General features: G+C 74.6%; 11 protein-coding genes. 2 read left to right on the top strand and 9 right to left on the bottom strand.

What is annotated here, in order from left to right:
- Positions 1–178 precede the first annotated feature (178 nt).
- Genes ACQP1P_RS05235 through ACQP1P_RS05225 form a run of 3 tightly spaced genes read right to left on the bottom strand, consistent with a single transcriptional unit; the run spans position 179 to position 1,265 of the window.
- Complete coding sequence (locus ACQP1P_RS05235) at positions 179–673, bottom strand: SUKH-3 domain-containing protein (RefSeq protein ID WP_433083623.1); 495 nt, start codon at positions 671–673, stop codon at positions 179–181.
- Complete coding sequence (locus tag ACQP1P_RS05230; RefSeq protein WP_433083621.1) at positions 670–864, bottom strand: hypothetical protein; 195 nt, start codon at positions 862–864, stop codon at positions 670–672. Before ACQP1P_RS05230 ends, ACQP1P_RS05235 begins: the two co-directional genes overlap by 4 nt.
- Positions 861–1,265 (bottom strand): YwqJ-related putative deaminase, encoded by a 405-nt coding sequence (locus ACQP1P_RS05225; protein ID WP_433083619.1) that lies wholly within the window; start codon positions 1,263–1,265, stop codon positions 861–863. The genes ACQP1P_RS05230 and ACQP1P_RS05225 overlap by 4 nt, the downstream gene beginning before the upstream one ends.
- Before the next feature lie 77 nt (positions 1,266–1,342).
- Here ACQP1P_RS05225 and ACQP1P_RS05220 point away from each other — a divergent pair, with 77 nt between their 5' ends.
- Positions 1,343–3,055, top strand: coding sequence for a right-handed parallel beta-helix repeat-containing protein (locus tag ACQP1P_RS05220; protein ID WP_433083617.1), 1,713 nt, complete (start codon positions 1,343–1,345; stop codon positions 3,053–3,055).
- Complete coding sequence (locus ACQP1P_RS05215; RefSeq protein WP_433083615.1) at positions 3,052–3,636, top strand: hypothetical protein; 585 nt, start codon at positions 3,052–3,054, stop codon at positions 3,634–3,636. Before ACQP1P_RS05220 ends, ACQP1P_RS05215 begins: the two co-directional genes overlap by 4 nt.
- A 144-nt stretch (positions 3,637–3,780) precedes the next feature.
- Here the strand turns inward: ACQP1P_RS05215 and ACQP1P_RS05210 are convergent, their stop codons facing one another.
- From ACQP1P_RS05210 to ACQP1P_RS05185, 6 genes are read right to left on the bottom strand one after another with little or no spacing between them, the layout of a single operon-like run.
- Complete coding sequence (locus ACQP1P_RS05210) at positions 3,781–4,248, bottom strand: TY-Chap domain-containing protein (RefSeq protein ID WP_433083613.1); 468 nt, start codon at positions 4,246–4,248, stop codon at positions 3,781–3,783.
- Positions 4,245–4,742, bottom strand: a complete 498-nt coding sequence (locus ACQP1P_RS05205; protein WP_433083611.1) for a DUF6301 family protein — start codon at positions 4,740–4,742, stop codon at positions 4,245–4,247. The genes ACQP1P_RS05210 and ACQP1P_RS05205 overlap by 4 nt, the downstream gene beginning before the upstream one ends.
- A gap of 4 nt (positions 4,743–4,746) precedes the next feature.
- The gene (locus tag ACQP1P_RS05200; protein WP_433083609.1) at positions 4,747–5,601 is read right to left on the bottom strand and encodes an SUKH-3 domain-containing protein; all 855 of its coding nucleotides are present in this window, start codon (positions 5,599–5,601) and stop codon (positions 4,747–4,749) included.
- On the bottom strand, positions 5,598–6,188 hold the full coding sequence (locus tag ACQP1P_RS05195) for an HD domain-containing protein (protein WP_433083607.1): 591 nt from the start codon (positions 6,186–6,188) through the stop codon (positions 5,598–5,600). The genes ACQP1P_RS05200 and ACQP1P_RS05195 overlap by 4 nt, the downstream gene beginning before the upstream one ends.
- Entirely contained in the window at positions 6,172–6,915 is a 744-nt protein-coding gene (locus ACQP1P_RS05190; RefSeq protein WP_433083605.1) for a hypothetical protein, read from the bottom strand. Before ACQP1P_RS05190 ends, ACQP1P_RS05195 begins: the two co-directional genes overlap by 17 nt.
- Positions 6,912–16,316, bottom strand: coding sequence for a toxin glutamine deamidase domain-containing protein (locus ACQP1P_RS05185; protein ID WP_433083603.1), 9,405 nt, complete (start codon positions 16,314–16,316; stop codon positions 6,912–6,914). Before ACQP1P_RS05185 ends, ACQP1P_RS05190 begins: the two co-directional genes overlap by 4 nt.
- Positions 16,317–16,322: the final 6 nt, after the last annotated feature.

Raw genomic sequence — 16,322 nt, 5'->3', positions numbered from 1 at the left:
GCGCCGTGCGACGGCCGCGGATCGCCGGCACCGTGCAAAGGCTGTGGGGCGCCGGCACCGTGCGCCGCCCGCGGGTCTCCGGAAGCGTGCGAAGGCCGCGGGTCGCCGGCGCTCGGCGACGGGCGCCGGTCCTCGCGCGGGTCGTGTGCGCCGGCGGGGTCCGAGTCGTAGGACGGTGTCATGACCAGGTGCCGTCGTCGGTGACGCGGGCCGGGAGGCGGCCGCCGAGCAGCGTGGCGATCGCCTCGTCGACCGTCGCGCCGGCGAACCAGTCGGCGGTGTGGTCGAGCAGGAAGACGCGGCCGTGTTCGTCCATGGCGAGCAGGCCGGCGCCGTCGTCCTGCTCGCCGATCGGCGTGAGGCGGGCCCGGATCAGCTCGCCGAGCCCGGCCAGCGTCGTGGCGGCGTGCAGGCCGCGCAGCGGGTCGAAGACGATGCCGGTGCGGGCGACCTCGGCGCCCTCGCCCTCGGCCCGGACCGTGAGGCCGCCGAACTCGGCGAGCACGGCCAGGGCGGCGGGCACGACGGTGTGCTGCTGCCCGGAGGGCGAGGCGTGCGAGGCCAGCGCGAGGCCCCACATGCGCGCGCGGGGCGTCACGTCGCGGCCGGGCGCCCAGCCCGCCTCGCGCAGCGCGGTCTCCACGTCGGGGGCGAAACGCGCGGGGCCGCTCATGAGGCACCGTCCGGCAGCGCGGCGCGGATGCGGCCGGGCGCCCAGCCGGCCACGCGCGGCGCGGCACCCACGCCCAGGACGAAATGCCGCGCGGCGCCCACGCCGGGGACGAAACGCGCCGGGGCGTCCACGCCCGGGGTGAAACGCGGCGCGGTGTCCACGCCGGGGACGAAACGCGGCGCGGTGCTCATGACGTGCCCGCCTCGATGCCGAGCCAGTCCAGCAGCGCGGCGCAGGTGCGGCAGGGCCGGGCCGGGGTGCCGTGCACCGGGTCGCCCTCCTCGCGGATGTGCACCAGCGACAGCCGCGCGCCCCAGAGCTCGGCCCGCGCGGCCGCCGGGGTCAGCGGCGTGCCGCCGAGGACGCGCTCGGCCTCGTGCAGGCGGTCGGAGACGAGGACCATCTCCGCGCAGGAGCCCGCGTAGCGCTCCCGCGACTCGACCGGCAGCTCGTGCAGGAATCGCCGGATCAGCGCGTGCAGCTCGGGCGGGGTGTCGCCGCGGACGGAGGTGTGCCGGTAGACCGTGTCGCCCACGAGCAGCGCGCCCGCGGTCAGCGGCAGCCTGCGGCCGGTCGTCGCCCTGGTCGCCATGCCGCACAGCGTAGCCGCCCGGACGCGGACTGACTGCCCATAGGCGGGCGTCGTGGTGAGCACGGCTGGCTGCGATAATGCGAGGGCACCTTCCGTCTTCAGCACCGGGGGCCGTCATTCGCACACTTCTCGTTTCACCGCAGCAGCGGGGTGCGTACGCCACCATCGGTGACGCGCTCGCCGCGGCCACCGACGACTCGGTGATCGCGGTGGCACCGGGCACCTATGCGGAGGCCATCTTCGTCACCGGCAAGCGCCTGAAGCTGGTGAGCTCCGACCCGTCGGGCGGCGCCGTGACGCTGGACGCGTCCGCGATCCCCTACCCGGCCGTGAGCGCGCGCAACGCCACGCTGACGATCGAGGGCTTCACGCTGGTGGCGGCCGACGCGCCAGTGGTCACCGCGCGCGGCACCCAGCTCGCGCTGCACGCTTGCGACCTGACCGCGCGCTTCGGGCCCGGCGTCGACCTGGCCGGCGGCTCGATCGACCTGCGCAAGTGCACGATCACCGGCGCGCAGTACGGCGTGGTGGTCGAGGACGCCCCGGGCACCATCGACGACTGCCAGATCAGCGAGGTCGCCGAGGACGGGATCATCGTGCGCATCGGCGCCGACCCGGTGATCACGGCCACGGTCGTGCGCGGCTGCGGGCGGCGGGGCGTCTACGTGTACCAGTTCGGCAAGCCGACGCTCGAGGGCTGCGAGGTGACCCAGACCGGCGACGCCGGGGTGGTCGTGGCCCACCAGAGCTCGCCGACGATCCGCCGCTGCAAGATCCACGACACCCAGGGCGTCGGCGTCTCCGTCGCGCGCGGCTGCGGCGGCGCGATCGAGGAGTGCCAGATCGAGAACACGGGCGTGCCGGCCGTGGACATCGCCGAGGGCGCGACCACGACGCTCGTCACCGCCCGGCCCGACGCGCCGCCGCTGACGATCGGCGACGGCGCCCCGGCGGCCGGCGGGGACGCGGCTGCGGTCGAGGCACTGCTGGGCGAGCTGGAGACGATGGTCGGCCTGGCCGGCGTCAAGGACGAGGTCCGGGCGCTCATCGACGAGATCCAGGTCAACGAGTGGCGGCGCAGCGCCGGGCTCTCGGTCGGCGCGATGAGCCACCACCTGGTGTTCGCGGGCGCGCCGGGCACCGGCAAGACCACCGTGGCCCGCATCTACGGCAAGCTGCTCGCCGCGCTGGGCGTGCTGCCGAAGGGCGCGTTCAAGGAGGTCTCGCGGCGCGACCTGGTCGGGCAGTATCTCGGCCACACCGCCGAGAAGACGTCGGCCGCGTTCGAGGAGGCGCGCGGGGGCGTGCTGTTCATCGACGAGGCCTACACGCTGTCGCGCACCATGGGCTCGGGCGGGGACTTCGGCCAGGAGTCGATCGACACGCTGGTCAAGCTCATGGAGGACCACCGGCACGAGATCGCGGTGATCGCGGCCGGCTACACCGCCGAGATGGACGAGTTCATCTCGGCCAACCCTGGTCTCGCGTCCCGGTTCACCAAGACGATCGTGTTCGAGAACTACAGCCCGGAGGAGCTCGTCCGGATCGTGCGCCGGATGTGCGCGGCCGACGACTACGTGCTCGGCGACGACGTGGAGCCGGTGCTGCTGCGCCACTTCGCCGCCGTCGAGCGCGACGCCAACTTCGGCAACGCCCGCGACGCCCGCAAGCTCTTCGAGAGCGTCCGCAAGGCCCAGGCGCAGCGCCTGCGGGTCCTGGGGCGCCGCCCGAGCCTCGACGAGCTGCGCATCCTCCAACTGGCCGACCTCGAGGCGGTGGTGACGGCATGAACGAGCCGGAGGAGTTCCGGGCGAGCTGGGCGCAGACCTGGCACAACTACAGCAAGCCGTTCCTGCCCACCAACATTCTGGTCGCCCTGCTGATGTTCGTCATCGGCTACATGATCGCCGGCTACGCGGGCATGGTGCTGGGGCCGGTCCTGGTGGTCGGCGCCATCACGCTGCTGCACCGGGTGGCGAGCCGCCAGCAGGGCCTGCGCCTGTCCCCCAACGGCGTGGAGTTCCTGCGCCGCGACGGCAAGATCGTGCGGATGCGCTGGGCCGACATCCAGAGCATCGTCGTCATCAACCGCCGCTCCGGCACCGTCATCGCGCCCTACGGCGTGGGCCGGGCCGCGGCCCAGGCGGGCGTCGACATGTTCGCCGACGCCAACACCGGGCCGGGCCTCACGGGCGTCGGCGAGATCCTCGACCACGGCCAGGTCGAGCGGCAGCGGCAGCACGGCGCGCAGTGGGTGCCGTTCGGCGACCCGCTGACCGTGAACATGAGCCTGGCCATGATCGACCGGGGCTGGACGTCGGGCCGGATCGGCGACTGGTTCCGCCGCTACCGGCCCGACCTGCTGCCGTAGACAGACCTGGTGCGGCTTTCCGGTGCCGGGCACTGACATGAGCAAAGGGTGACCAACGGCGGGCCTGGCAGCGACGGCGCGCCAGCGCCGAGCGGTGTCTGGCGGGAGCGACGGTCCGCACCACCGCGGACCCGAGTCATGCGCTCAGGAACCACCCTCGGCCCGCACGCCCGGAAGCTCGACCGGCCAGGGCTTGTTGTCGTCCTTGCCGTTCCAGGCCCGGTAGGTCAGGTGGTCCGGGCCCGGCACGCCGTTGACGTCGCGGAGGGCGACCACCACGGCGTCGACGATCTCGCGGTACTCCGCGCTGGTCGGCGGGTAGGGAACGGACCGGTGCCAGCGGTAGCCCTCGCGGCGCATCGGCGGCGCCCAGCCGAGCGACTCGAGGATCCGCGTCCCCTCCGGCGTCGGGGCCTCCTCGACCGCCGGGTCCTGCACCGTCTCCCCGCTGACCTCGGCGAAGGTCTCGTCGAGGTACTGCGCGAACTGCGCGTAGTGCCAGGGCTGCTCGCGATGGCTGATGACGAAGAGGACGCCGTCGCCCATCCGGCCCAGCTCCGTGCGCAGGGCGGCGGCGAACTCGTCCCACGTCGGGGTCGTCGGCGCGGTCACAGGTACTCCTCCTCATCCGGGATCCACTCCCGGGCCTTGAGGTCGATCGGGCGCCACAGCCACAGCTTGACCCCGATCGGCGCGCGGATCAGGTTGATCGCCGAGTCGCCGATGCGCCACTTCAGCTTCGGCAGATGGCCGCCGTCGAGCGCGTAGGGCTTGCCGAACTCGGCGGTGATGGCCCGGCCCGCCACCGAGTACGCGTCCTGGCGGAAGTCGCGCCGCTCGTCGGTGTCGCGCCCGCGCATCTGGGTGTGGATCGACGCCGTCACGACCTCGGGCGTGCCGTCGTCGCCGAGGCCGACGCTGCCCTCGCCGAGCCCGTCGCCGGGGTCGGTGAAGAACACCTCGTCGTTGTGCTCGATCTCGGTCCAGCCGAGCTCCTGGATGATCCGCTCGGCCGGGGCGTTGCGCAGCAGCGGCCGCACGGTCATCAATGTGCGAACCAGCGCGACGACCTCGTCGCCGCTGAGCATCCGCAGGTCGGTCGACATGGCCCTACCTTAGCCAACCGCTCCCCGCGCGGCGCGACTCGGCGGGAGCCACGCCGCGCACGAGCGCGGTGAGGGCCTCGTCGATGTCGCGGCCCAGGAACCGCTCGGTCTCGCCGGCGGTGCCGATGCCGTGCTCCGGGTGCAGCACGATCTCGCAGTTCCAGCCGGGCACCGAGCCGAGCGGCAGCAGCGGGCCGCCGAGGCGCCGGGCCGCGGCCGCGAGCCGGTCGGGGTCGCTCGGCGGGCCGTCGGGCAGCAGGTGGAAGGCCGTCACCCGCCAGTCGCGCACGTAGCCGTAGACGGGGTAGGTGAGCCCGCCGAACTCGGTGAGGATCTCCGCGGCGCGCGGGTCGAGCCCCTCGGCGACCGGGCTGCGGCGCCCGGGCGTCCAGCCCACGGTGAGCAGCAGGTCGTACACGTCGGGCGGCAGGCGGAACTGCATCGGCGCGGGCGGCTCGAACGGGCCGGGCATGCGCGGCAGCAGCGCCTGGTGGGCCTGGCCGCACCGGTCGGCGTGGACCCGCAGCGGGAAGTGGGCGCGCTCGGTCATCACGTCGAGCAGGCCCTTGGGCGGGGCGACGCCGTGGTGCTCCAGGTAGTACTCCAGCGCCAGCGGCCAGATCCACTCGCCGTCGGTGCGGTAGCCGCGCGGCACCGCCGGCTCGGCCCGCGGATCGAGCGCGTCGGCGCCCCTGGTCAGCGGGTCGCGGATGACCCAGGAGCCCCGCCGCAGGTAGCGCAGGACCCGGAAGAAGCGGCGGTCGTTCCCGGCGGTCATCTCACCCGGCACCAGCTGCCCGCCGGTGTGCTCGCCCAGCACGACGAACTGGAACGGCTCGTCCGACTCGCCGAGACTCATGGCTGTCCCCCATCGAGACGTTCGAGGTCGGCGTGCTCGGCCTGCCAGTCGCGGTACCACGCCTCGAACCAGGGCCGCCCGGCGGCGAGCGGCACGATGGTGGCGACGGTCTCGCGGTAGTACGAGGCCCGCTTGGCCGGGCGCGGGTGCGTGCGCAGCCGCTGGACGTTGCTCACCCGGTCCGCGAGCTTCACGGCGAGCGCGGCGTCGGGCGCGTCGCGCAGGGCGGCCAGGTACGCCTCCCGGTCCCCCTGCTTCGTGACCCACCCGACCAGCTCGGCGACCCGCGGCCCGAAGCGCTCCCGCACCTCGTCGAGCGTCGTCGGGGTGTCCTCGACGACGTCGTGCAGCACCGCGGCGCACAGGGTGCCGGGATCGCGCTCGCCGACCGCCTCGACCAGCACCTCGAGCGCCTCGAGCAGGTGCTCGACGTAGGGCTCCCCGGCGGGGCGCCGCTGGTCGCCGTGGCGCTCGACGGCGAAAGCCACGGCCGCGTCCAGCGCGGCGAGGGTCGGCGGCGGGAGCCGGTCGGCGAAGCGGGCGCGCAGCACGGGCCAGCCCACGGAGCCGTCAAACGTGCGCGGCACCGCCCGCCCCTCCCCGCGCCTCGAACGTGGTGGCGTCCACGACCGGGGAGGCGCCGGTCAGCCGCACCGCGTTGTTGCGCCTGCTCCAGACGGCGGTGATCGTGTACCCGGACCGCTCGGCCGGCAGCGTGACGTACCCGGGCGACTCCTCGACGGCCGCGACCGTCCAGCCGCCCGCGCGCAGCGCCCCGGCGACCTGCCCCAGCACCGTGCCGGCGTCGGCGCCGGCGGGCGGGACGGCGAGGTACTCGCAGTCCGTCCGGTACCGCTCCTCGGCGAGCACGACGGAGCCCGGGCCGACCCGGTGCGCCTGCGCCTCCCGCGTGCGCCGCACCCGGGCCCCGGGCACCGCGCCGGCCGCCGCCGCGAGCTGCGCGTCGAGCCACGCGCGGGACTGCTCCAGCCAGCGGCTCATGTCGTCCCAGCCCGCCGGGGTCGGCTGGACCTCGGGGCGGGGCCGCACGCCGATCGGCTCACCGCGCTCGAGGTGCCGCGCCCGCCACTCGGGCCACGAGGGCAGCGGGGATCGCGGGGTCTCGGGTCGTACCGCCGAAGTCTCGAAATCCGCGATCAGCCGCCGGTCGCCGAGGGCCGCCCGGGCCGCCCCGACGGCGGCGCGCACGGCCTCGTCGTCGGGGTAGTCGCGGCCGTCGACGACGAAGGCGGGCGTGAGGTCGTCGTCGGCCTCGCCCAGCCGGAAGACGTAGAGCGACTCGCGCTCGGTCATGAGCTGTCCTCCAGCTGGTCGAGGGCGGCGGCCTCCTCGAACGCCTCGCGGACCGCCTGCGCGTCGGCCGCCGACAGGGACACGTAGGGCTTGTAGAGCGAGTTGTGCTCGATGTCGGCGGCGATCGACGCGCGCAGCGTGGTCAGCTGCAGCTCGAACGCGTACTTGTGCCCGTTGACCTCGATGCCGATGCAGAGCGGAATCACCCGGTACTGCGGGCTCTTCGACTTCGGGGAGGCGTACATGTTGTCGACCTCCACGATCCGCCCGCCGTCGCCGACGCCGAACTCGTCGACGACCGCCTGCAAAGTCTTCCACAGGCTGCTGGTGTCGGGCACGGTGATCCGCGCGCCGACGGCGTCGATGATATCGCCGACGCGGTACCAGGGGCGGCCGGGCGCGTTCTCGCGGCCCCGGCTCATCCGGCCGACCTTGTCGATGAGGCCCTCGGCGTCCTTGGCCCGGCTGTTGTAGTCGACCGGCCCGTCGGTGGTCTCGCGGATGCGCCGGGCGATCTCCCCGAGAACCCGGTCGACCTCCGGCTTGAGCTCGCCGGTGAGCCGGTCCGCGTATTCGCGCACCAGCCCCATCTCGGCCCGGGTCGGGTCCGCGCCGACGCCGAGGGCCGGATCGGAGGCCTTCATGTCCGCGACGTACCGCCCCATCCGCGACTGCTCGGCCCCGTCCACGACGACCTTGTTGACCCACTCCGGCACCTTGGCGTAGAGCGGCCCGCGGCCCGGGTTCTCCTGCAGGAACTGGTGCAGGTCGCCGCCGTAGCGGGCCAGGGCGTCGCCGCGGGCCAGCTCCTCGATGTGGCGCAGCACGAGGTCGCGCAGCAGCGGGTTGCGCAGCGAGTTGGTGACGTTGAGCGCGTGCGGGTCGTCCAGCAGCTTCTCGACCACGCTCGCCAGCTCCGGCGAGTGCGGCGCGATCCGCTCCTGCACGAGCCGGTGGGCCGTCAGGTTCGGGTCAGCAGGATCCGGCGCAGCTCCGCCTCCGAGGGCATGATCGTGCGGGCCGCCAGCAGGGTCTGCTCCGCCTGCTCCCGGGTGATCTCCTGGGAGCCCGGCGGCGGGCTCGCCGCCCAGGATCGAGAGAATGTCGCCAGCTCGATAGCCACCGCCCGGCTCGTCCCCGGTGAGTCCTCCGAGATCGTGACCAGCGCCGCCGTCGCCAGGTCCGGGGTCGCGTGGTAGCGGTACGCCACCACCGGGCTCTCCTCCACCTTCAGCATCACCCCCACGGCCGCCGGGCTCGGCGTCGTGGGCTCCAGCCGCAGGGTGACCCACCCCTGCGCCCGGTCCCGCGGGCTCTCCGGCTCGATGCCCAGCACCGTCGCGCGGTTCCCCGTACCGTCGCCCAGCCTCATCCCCGGCTCGATGATGCCCCCCATCTGGAACCCCGAGACCATCAGACCCCGGCCGGTCCAGTCGAACAGGCTCTCCACCATGATGCGGATCACCGGCACCCCCTCCGTGTTCGCGCAGCGTCGCGGCCAGCGTGTCGCGGTCGGCGAACGCGGCCGGCCCGAGCACCACCACGCGGCCGCCCTCCTCCGGCGGCACGATCGCGGGGACGCCCTGCTCCCGCATGTACCGCGCCAGCGCCGGGTCCTCGGCCACCCGGATCTCGACGCCGCGCAGGTCGATGCCGGCCTCGTGCGCGACGGCGTACGCGTGGCCGGCGGTCATCGGCTCGCCCGCCGGCGCCGGCGCGTCGACCGGCAGCCCGGCGTCGTGCAGATCGCCCGGCCGGGGACCGCCGTCCTCCAGCAGCCGTCCGTCGATCGTGGGCGGGTCCTCGAAGCCGGTATAGCGCAACCGCAGCTCGAACCGGTCGATCCCGGTCTGGCGCAGCTCCGTCACGTGCAGGCGCGCCCCGGCGGGCAGCAGCACCTGGCCCTCGGCGTAGTCGTGGGCGCCGCCGATCCAGGCCATCGGCGTGCCCGCCGGCGCGTCGACCACGATCCGCACGTCGCCGCTCGAGCGCAGGTGCTCCTCGGGCATCACCCGGGTGAACCCGTCGAGGGTGATCTCCCCGTGGACCAGCCGCGGCAGGTCGACGGCGCCGCGCAGGCCCAGGTCCCGCCAGAGCAGGTCGCCGGTGAGCCGCATCGCGGTGGGCGACTCGCGCATGGCGCTCTGGATGCGGTACGCCTCGGCGCGGGCGGCCGTCCGCTGCTGCGCGTCGCCGGTGCGCAGGTACTGGTCGGCACTCGAGCGCCCATTCGCGTACCGCTCGAGCGCGGCGCGCTGCTCCGCGCTCCATCCGGCCGCGTGCTGGGCGCTCTGCCGCTCGACGACCTCCGGCGACGGCTCGCGGAACGGCGAGCCCTCCGGGTCGAAGCGCGGCGCGTGGTTGGTCGCGAGGTCGAGCTCGGTGATCGCCTCGTGGTAGGCCCGGCCCTCCGGCGAGTCGAGGAACCTGGCGATCGTCCGCTCGAAGGTCTCGTGGCGGTTCGGCTCGGGCATCAGCCGGTCCAGCGCGCGGGCGGCCTCGCGGACCGTCATGCCGTGCGCGTACCTCTCGGTGTTGCGGATCGACGCCTCGCGCAGGGCCTCGTACACCTCTCGCGGCGACGGGTTGCGCCCCAGCAGGCCGCGGGCGTCCCGGGCCATGGCATGCACCGCCTCCGGCGCCGGGGGCCGGAAGTTGCGCTCCAGCACCGCGTCGCGCCGGGCGGCGAGCTCGGTGGCCATGCGCGCGGCCGCCTCCCCGGCCACCCCGGCCCGGTCGACCAGCGCCGCGATGCGCTCGTCGGACACGTTGCGCAGCGAGGCGATCGCGCGGTCGGTGTCGCGCGGCGGCCGCACGGGCTCGCCGTCGCGGCCCCCGGCGTGCAGGGTCTCCTGGCCGGTCCGCTCGGCGAGCAGCCGGTCGAGCTCGGTGAGCACGTGGTCGGGGCGGGCCGGCGGGCGCGGCTCGCCCACGGGCTCGCGGTGCGGCGCGGCCAGCCGGTCCAGCTCGCCCTGGATGCGGTCGCGCAGCTGGTCCGCGCCCTGGAAGGCCAGGTCGGCGTCGGTGGCGGTGCCCTCGCGCTCGGCCGGGAAGCGGAACCCCTCGGCGTCCGGCCCGTCGTGGCGCGCGGCCTGGAGGAAGTCGCGCACGCCCGCGCCGTCGACCTCGATCACGCGGCCGTCGGTGAGCTCGACCCGCAGGACCGCCGGCCGCTCGGCCCGGCTCATCTCCACGTGACTGGTCCCGCGGCTGACGCCGGCCACGCCGTCGATCTCCCCGGGCCGGTTCAGCTCCGCGATCGCCCGGTCGAAGGCCTGCTCGCCGCGGGCCCGCGAGTGCTCGGTCGGCTCGGGGCCGACGTCGGCCCGGAACTCGGCCCGGGTGAGGTCGGCGCCGAGGTGGACGAGCGCGTCGCGGGCCCGGGCCACGTGGTCGGCGACCGGCGTGTAGTGGCCGCTGGCGTTGTCGACCCCGAGGATCCGGCCGTGCTCGATGCGCAGGGTGCCGGCCGCGTCGACCGGGCCGCCCGCGAGCAGGCTCGAGTGGCGGGTGTTGTCGGCCATGAACGGGTGCGCGTGCAGTTGCTGGGTCCGCGGGTCGACCGCGTAGATGTACTCGCCGTGCAGGGGCAGGCCGCCCGCGTCGTACAGCCGCCCGTCGACGACGCGCACCGGGACCCGGGGCGGGACCGAGGGGTCGGTCCCGAAGTAGGGCACCCTGTTGGCGCGGTCGTTCGCGACGGTGGTCTCGGGCAGCGTGATCGGCTCGCCGTGCAGCCGCGGCCCGTCGACGGTGATCCGCGGCGGGGCGACCGGGTGGCCCGGGTCGGGCGGCGTGAACTCGACGCGGGTGTGCTCGATCAGCCGGGCGGTGGCCGCGTCGATGCCGTGCGGGGCGTGCACGACGATCCGCGGCGGGGCGCCGTCGACCCACGTCCGCGGGTCCGCGGCCCCCTCCAGCAGCCGCTGCACGCGCGCCTCGACCTCGTGCGGGGCCGCGGGCCCGAACTCGCCCACCCCCAGCTCGGCGTGCCAGACCCGGCCGCCCTGAGCGGTCCGCACGTCGTACACGCGCTCGGGGTCGTAGCCCGACAGGCGCTCGGGCACGTGCTCGCCCCGCGCGGCGGCCGCCTCCTCCGCGGCCCGCACCCCCGCTTCGTAAATCTTCTGCGGGTCCGGGTCGACCTTGCTCGGGTCGAAGGAGTTCCGCTCGTGGCCCCCGCGGTCCACGCCGTCGAGGCCGAACTCCCGCACGTGGGTCCGGCTGCTGCCGTCGACCAGCTGCGGCCGGCCCGTCTCCGGGTCCCGCACGATCCGGCCCGCGCCGTCGCGCACCGGCTCGAAGCGCTCGGTCGTGACCTTGTGGTAGGCGACCGTGACCTTGCCCGTCTGGATGTCGGCGAGCAGCGTGGGGTGCTCGGCGTACAGCCGCAGCATGGTCGGGTCGTGCTCCAGCATCCACTTCAGGTAGGGCCCGCTGCCCTGCTGGGCCCGCTTCCCGCCGAACTCGGGGATCTCGTGCCCGCCCAGGGTGCCGGAGTTGCCCTTGGCCTCCCAGATGTCGAGGCGGTTGTACCGCGCCGGCGCGTCGCCCGAGCCGTCGTAGCGCAGCGCGATGATGTCCAGCTCGTGGTTCTTGGCCGAGACCGGGTCGCCCGACAGGAACACGTGCTCCGGGTTGACCTGCGTGTGCGGCGTCGGCAGGTTGCTGTGCATCGCCTCGTGGAACGCCACCCCGAGCCCGGCGTGCACGCCCACCGCGTTGCTGGCCATGCGCACCGGATGCATGTCCTTGTTGAACTGCCCGGCCGCCTCCCGCAGCTCGGTCGCGAAGCGCGAACCCACCCGGTCCTGCTTGAGGGTGTCGAGCGCGGTCTCGAACTCCTTGGTGCCGGGCTTCAGGTCCTTCGGCCCGAAGTCGCTGAAGTCGGCGCCGGTCTCCTCCTCGTACCGGCTGATGATGTCGTCGCGCTTCTCGTTGAACGCGTCGTAGGCGCGCTCGTGCGCGTCGTGGTAGTCCCGCGAGGCCTCCCGGACCTGCTCGACCGGGTTCTCCGGCCGGGCGGGGTCGTGGGTCAGCTCGTGCGGGACCGGCTCGCCCTGGTGCGCCATCGCGACCATGTCGTTGCGGATCGCGGTGTGCCAGTCCGTGACGAAGCTTCCGCCGCGCTGGAGGTTGCCCTTGATGGTCCGGGAGGTGTCCTTGGGGTCGCCCTCCATATGCAGCTTGCCGTCGTCGCCGAGCTGCAGCTTGACCGGGATGTCCTCGCCGATGACGTGCTCGGCGCTCAGCTCGTGGGCCTGGTAGCCGTCGATCGGCCCGGCCCCGCCCGCGTGCGCCGGCCCGTCGCCCAGGCCCGTCGTGTGCTGGATCGGGTGGAGCGGCTCGCCGTGCGCGTCGAGCGTGATGGACCAGACGCCGGCGACGTTGTCGTGGTACATCGGCCCGTGGTCCGAGACGACGTTGTGCTGCATGTCGACCCAGACGATGTCGCCGTGGATGTTCAGGGCGTTGAACGCGTGGCCCTCGCCCGTGTCGCCCCACTTGATGACGACGACGGCGCCGGAGCCCGGCCCCGCCTCGCGCAGCTGCCGGTCGATGCCGTCGAAGCCGCGGTGGTCGCTGCCGTGCATCTCCCACTCGCCGCCGGTCCAGCGGGAGATGCGCTCGGCGGCGCCGCGCTCGCCGGCGGCGTGCGGGTCGCGCAGGGCGCCGGCGACGGTGGGCTCGCCGTAGTGGTTGGCCAGCACGGCCATGGCCACCTCGGGGCAGTTGTTGTTGCGCCCCGGCTCGGTGTGGCCGCCGTCGTTGGCGTTGTGCGCCCAGTCGCCGACGCGCACGTCGGGCTGCGTGAGCGGCCGTCCGTGCTCGTCGCGCGGGAATGCCTCGTTGAGCTCGCGGATCTCGTGCGGCGTGGGGCCGTGGTACTCGTTGGTGCGCGCCTCGGACAGCGGGCGGTCGGTGATGCCGCCCAGCGTCTCGGGCGGGCGCACGCCTTCGCCCTGTCCGTGCTCGCCGGGGACGCTGCCCGGGTCGTGCTCGCCGGGGACGCTGCCCGCATCGTGCTCGCCGGGGACGCTGCCCGCATCGTGCTCGCCCGGGCGGCCGCCGGTCGGCTCGTGCGGCCCGGTGGCCGGTCCGTGCGCCGCGGCGCCCTCGTGCGGGTCGACCGGGTGCAGGCCGAAGTCCTGCACGAACGGCTCGCAGGACGCACACGGGGGCGCGTAGTCGCCGTGCTCCTGCCGCCCGCCCTCGCCGATCCAGTGCGTGGCGACGACACCGTCGCGCAGCTGTTCGCGCGCGTAGGTTCCGAAGTCCCCCGGCTCCCCGGCCTCGTGCCACTGCCGCTCGAGCTCGTACAGCTTGTCGGAGACGAGCACCACCTCGGCGCACTTGCCGTGGTTCTGCCCGATCCGTTTGTCGGGGTCGTGCTCGGCGGCGGCCTTGATGTCGTCCAGGACCCGTTGGGCTTCCGGGTGTACTCGCAGGTCGGTGGCCGTACCGTTGTCGTGCTTCATCGGCCGCGTGCTCGTGTGGCTGGAGATCGTCGGGTCCTCCGGCGTGAGCAGCGCCCCGGCCACGCGCACCCGGTTCTTCTTGCCCAGGTTCTCGGAGTTCATCTGCTCGCGCACGGCGTCGGCGAGATCCCGCGCCGACTCGTCGACGGCGGCCCGCCCCTCGCGGCTGCCGGGGTCGCCCTCGAAGTGCCGCGGCGGCCCCTCGTACCCGCGCGTGCCCCCGGCCGTCTCCGTCGTCGACAGCTTCGAGGCCGGCTCGTCCCCGCCGTTGGGCCGGTCCCCGGGCGGCGGAGGCTCGTCGCCACCCCCACCGGGCGGCGGCTCGTCCCCGCCCCCGCGAGGCCCTTCGCCCCGGTCGCCGGGCCCGCCCCCGCGAGGGCCTTCGCCCCGGTCGCCGGGCCCGCTCCCGCGATCGCCCGGCCCGTGCTCACGCCCCGGCAGCGTGTCGGTACCGCGCCCGCCACCCTCGTGCGTGGACACGGGCCGCGGGGAACCCGCCCCGGGCTCGCTCCCGCCGAGCCGGACGGGCATGTCGTCGAGCCGCGGCAACGGCACGAACACGGCCGCGGGCTCCTCGGCCCGATGCCGCCCGGCGCCATCACCGCGCTCGGTCCCGTCGTGCACCGGCGCGTGCCCGGGCCCGCGGCCCTGCTCGCCGGCGTGCACCGGCTGATGCTCCCCGGGCCGGGCCCCGGGCTCCCCGGGCCGCGCTTCGCCGACCCGAACGTGCTCGCCGGGCTGGGCCCCGCTCTCGCCCGGCCGGCCGTGCTCTCCCACCGGCACGTGTTCGCCCGGTCGAGCCCCGACGTCCCCGGCCCGCTCCGGCGCCCGGAACGACCCATTGGTGCGGTTCTGCTCGGTCGTACGCCCCCCGTCGGTCGTACGCGCCCCGTCCCCGCCGCGCTGCCCCGCCTTCTCCCCGCTCCGAGCCCCGTCGGAGGAGGCCCGCCCCGAATCCCCGGCCCGCGCCCCTTCGTGCCCGCGCCCGGCACCCTCCGAACCGCGCCCAGCACCGTCCGAACCACGCCCGGCCCCCTCGGAGCCACGGCCGGCACCTTCCGAACCACGCCCGCTGCCCTCAGCACCGCGCCCAGTGGCCTCAGCACCGCGCCCAGTGGCCTCAGCACCGCGGCCGGTCCCCTCAGCACCGCGGCCGCCGGTCCCTTCAGCACCGCGCACAGCATCGGCCCCGCGCCCGGTCCCGTCGGCCCCGCGCCCGACGGCGTCCGTGGTCCGCGCCCCGTCCGCCCCGGCCGGCCGGTCGACCCCCATGACCGCACCCGGATGCTCCGACACCGGCCGACCGGCATCCGTCGCCGCCCGGTCACCGCCCGCCGCCGGCCGATCCGCGCCCGGCCCACTGTCGCCCCCGGCCCGCGCCCCGGTCTCCCCGCCGCGGGCACCCGCGCTGCTCCCGGCCTGCGTCTCACCGGCCCGCGCGCCGCCGGCCTGTGTCTCTCCGGTCCGTGTCTCACCGGTCCGTGTCTCGCCGGCCTGCGTCTCGCCGGTCCGCCCGCCGCCGTCGCCCCCGCTCGCCCCGTTTCCGGAGTCCGCCGCGTGCTGCACGACCGGATCCCCACCGCGCTGGGTGACCGGATCGCCGCCGCCGTGCGCGTTCTGCCCCGCACCCGAGTCGCCGCCCTGCGTGGCTCCCGAGTCGCCGTGCGCGTTGGCGTTGGAGTCCACAGGGGCCGCGACCGAGCCGCCGGCCGGATTGTCCGAGGTTGGTGCGAGCGATTGCCCGTCCCCTGGAGTGTAGTCGGACCCTGTGACATCAGCCCCGGGCCGATTACCGCTCGTGGTCCCGCCATCACCGGTAGCGGCGCCGTCGCCGGTCACGCCCGAGTCGCGCACGTTGGTGTCGAGGCCGGGGTCGCCGAGGTTGGTGTCGCCCGGGCCGCGGGTGCCGTTCTCGCCGCCCCGGGTCGTCTCGCCGGGCCGGCCGACCTCGCCGTCGACGTGCGGGGCGGCGCCGTGCGCGCCCGGCTTCGGGCCGCGGATGGCGCCGATGCCGCCCATGCCGCCGCCCATCGCCGCGCCGTTGATGAACGACTGGAGGTTGATGCCCTGCGTGATGTTCTTCCAGCTCCAGTCGCCGGTCATGAAGCCGGTCGTGAGCATCATCGAGGCGGGCATGATCAGGGCGTTGGCCGCGCCGTGGACGGCGGCGTTGGCGGCCACGCGGGGCAGGCGGCTGTTGATCGGCAGGTGGACGAAGTTCAGCGGGAACGTCAGGGCGCCGGTGACGAGGCCGGAGACCAGGCTGTTCATCAGGGAGTGGGTGTCGAGCTCCTTGCGGTGCCCCTCCGCGATCTGGATCTCCTGCGCCAGCCAGTCGGTGCCGACCGAGAGCACGACCTGCTGGATCTCGTGGATGATGAATTTTTGGATGTACTTCTTGACGAACTCCTTGCCCAGGAAGCTGATCAGCCGCTGCAGCACGCGCCCGGCGATGGTGCGGGCCGCGGTGACGGCACCGGCCGCCGCCGCCTCGGAGCCGCCGAACGTGAACGCGGCCAGGATCTGGCAGATGACGATCGTGATGACCGTGACGATCAGCGTGATGCCGAGGACGAGCTTCGCGTACTCGATCTCCATCGCCGCGTTGCCCGCGGCCGCCGAGTAGTTCAGCGCGATGTCGGCGACCTGGGGCAGCCCGTTCTGGGGACCGACCGCGAGCGCCGTCCAGTACTGGTTGAACGCCTCCCCCGCGTCCCCGCCCCACGCCTGCGCGATCTGCATCGCGACGGTGTCGGAGTTGTTGAGCAGCCCGTTGAGCTCGGTGCCGAGATCCTGCCAGGCCTGCGCGAGCTCGCGCAGGTGGTCCTCGTTGCCGTCCGGCCACGCGGAACCGCCGCCGATGATGCAGACGGCGTCCCACAACCAGTCGATGGGATGGAGGTCGGGCTTCTCAATGGCCAACTCGGA

Origin of the sequence: Dactylosporangium sp. CA-052675 (assembly GCF_050947935.1) — a bacterium.
Lineage (GTDB): Bacteria > Actinomycetota > Actinomycetes > Mycobacteriales > Micromonosporaceae > Dactylosporangium.
The sequence above is the reverse complement of the archived record's forward strand: the minus strand, read 5'-3'. Positions and strand labels throughout refer to the sequence as shown.

Coding starts and splice junctions, on each gene's coding strand:
- ACQP1P_RS05235 (WP_433083623.1), bottom strand. CDS start 673: ATGAGCGGCCCCGCGCGTTTCGCCCCCGACGTGGAGACCGCGCTGCGC.
- ACQP1P_RS05230 (WP_433083621.1), bottom strand. CDS start 864: ATGAGCACCGCGCCGCGTTTCGTCCCCGGCGTGGACACCGCGCCGCGT.
- ACQP1P_RS05225 (WP_433083619.1), bottom strand. CDS start 1,265: ATGGCGACCAGGGCGACGACCGGCCGCAGGCTGCCGCTGACCGCGGGC.
- ACQP1P_RS05220 (WP_433083617.1), top strand. CDS start 1,343: ATGCGAGGGCACCTTCCGTCTTCAGCACCGGGGGCCGTCATTCGCACA.
- ACQP1P_RS05215 (WP_433083615.1), top strand. CDS start 3,052: ATGAACGAGCCGGAGGAGTTCCGGGCGAGCTGGGCGCAGACCTGGCAC.
- ACQP1P_RS05205 (WP_433083611.1), bottom strand. CDS start 4,742: ATGTCGACCGACCTGCGGATGCTCAGCGGCGACGAGGTCGTCGCGCTG.
- ACQP1P_RS05200 (WP_433083609.1), bottom strand. CDS start 5,601: ATGAGTCTCGGCGAGTCGGACGAGCCGTTCCAGTTCGTCGTGCTGGGC.
- ACQP1P_RS05190 (WP_433083605.1), bottom strand. CDS start 6,915: ATGACCGAGCGCGAGTCGCTCTACGTCTTCCGGCTGGGCGAGGCCGAC.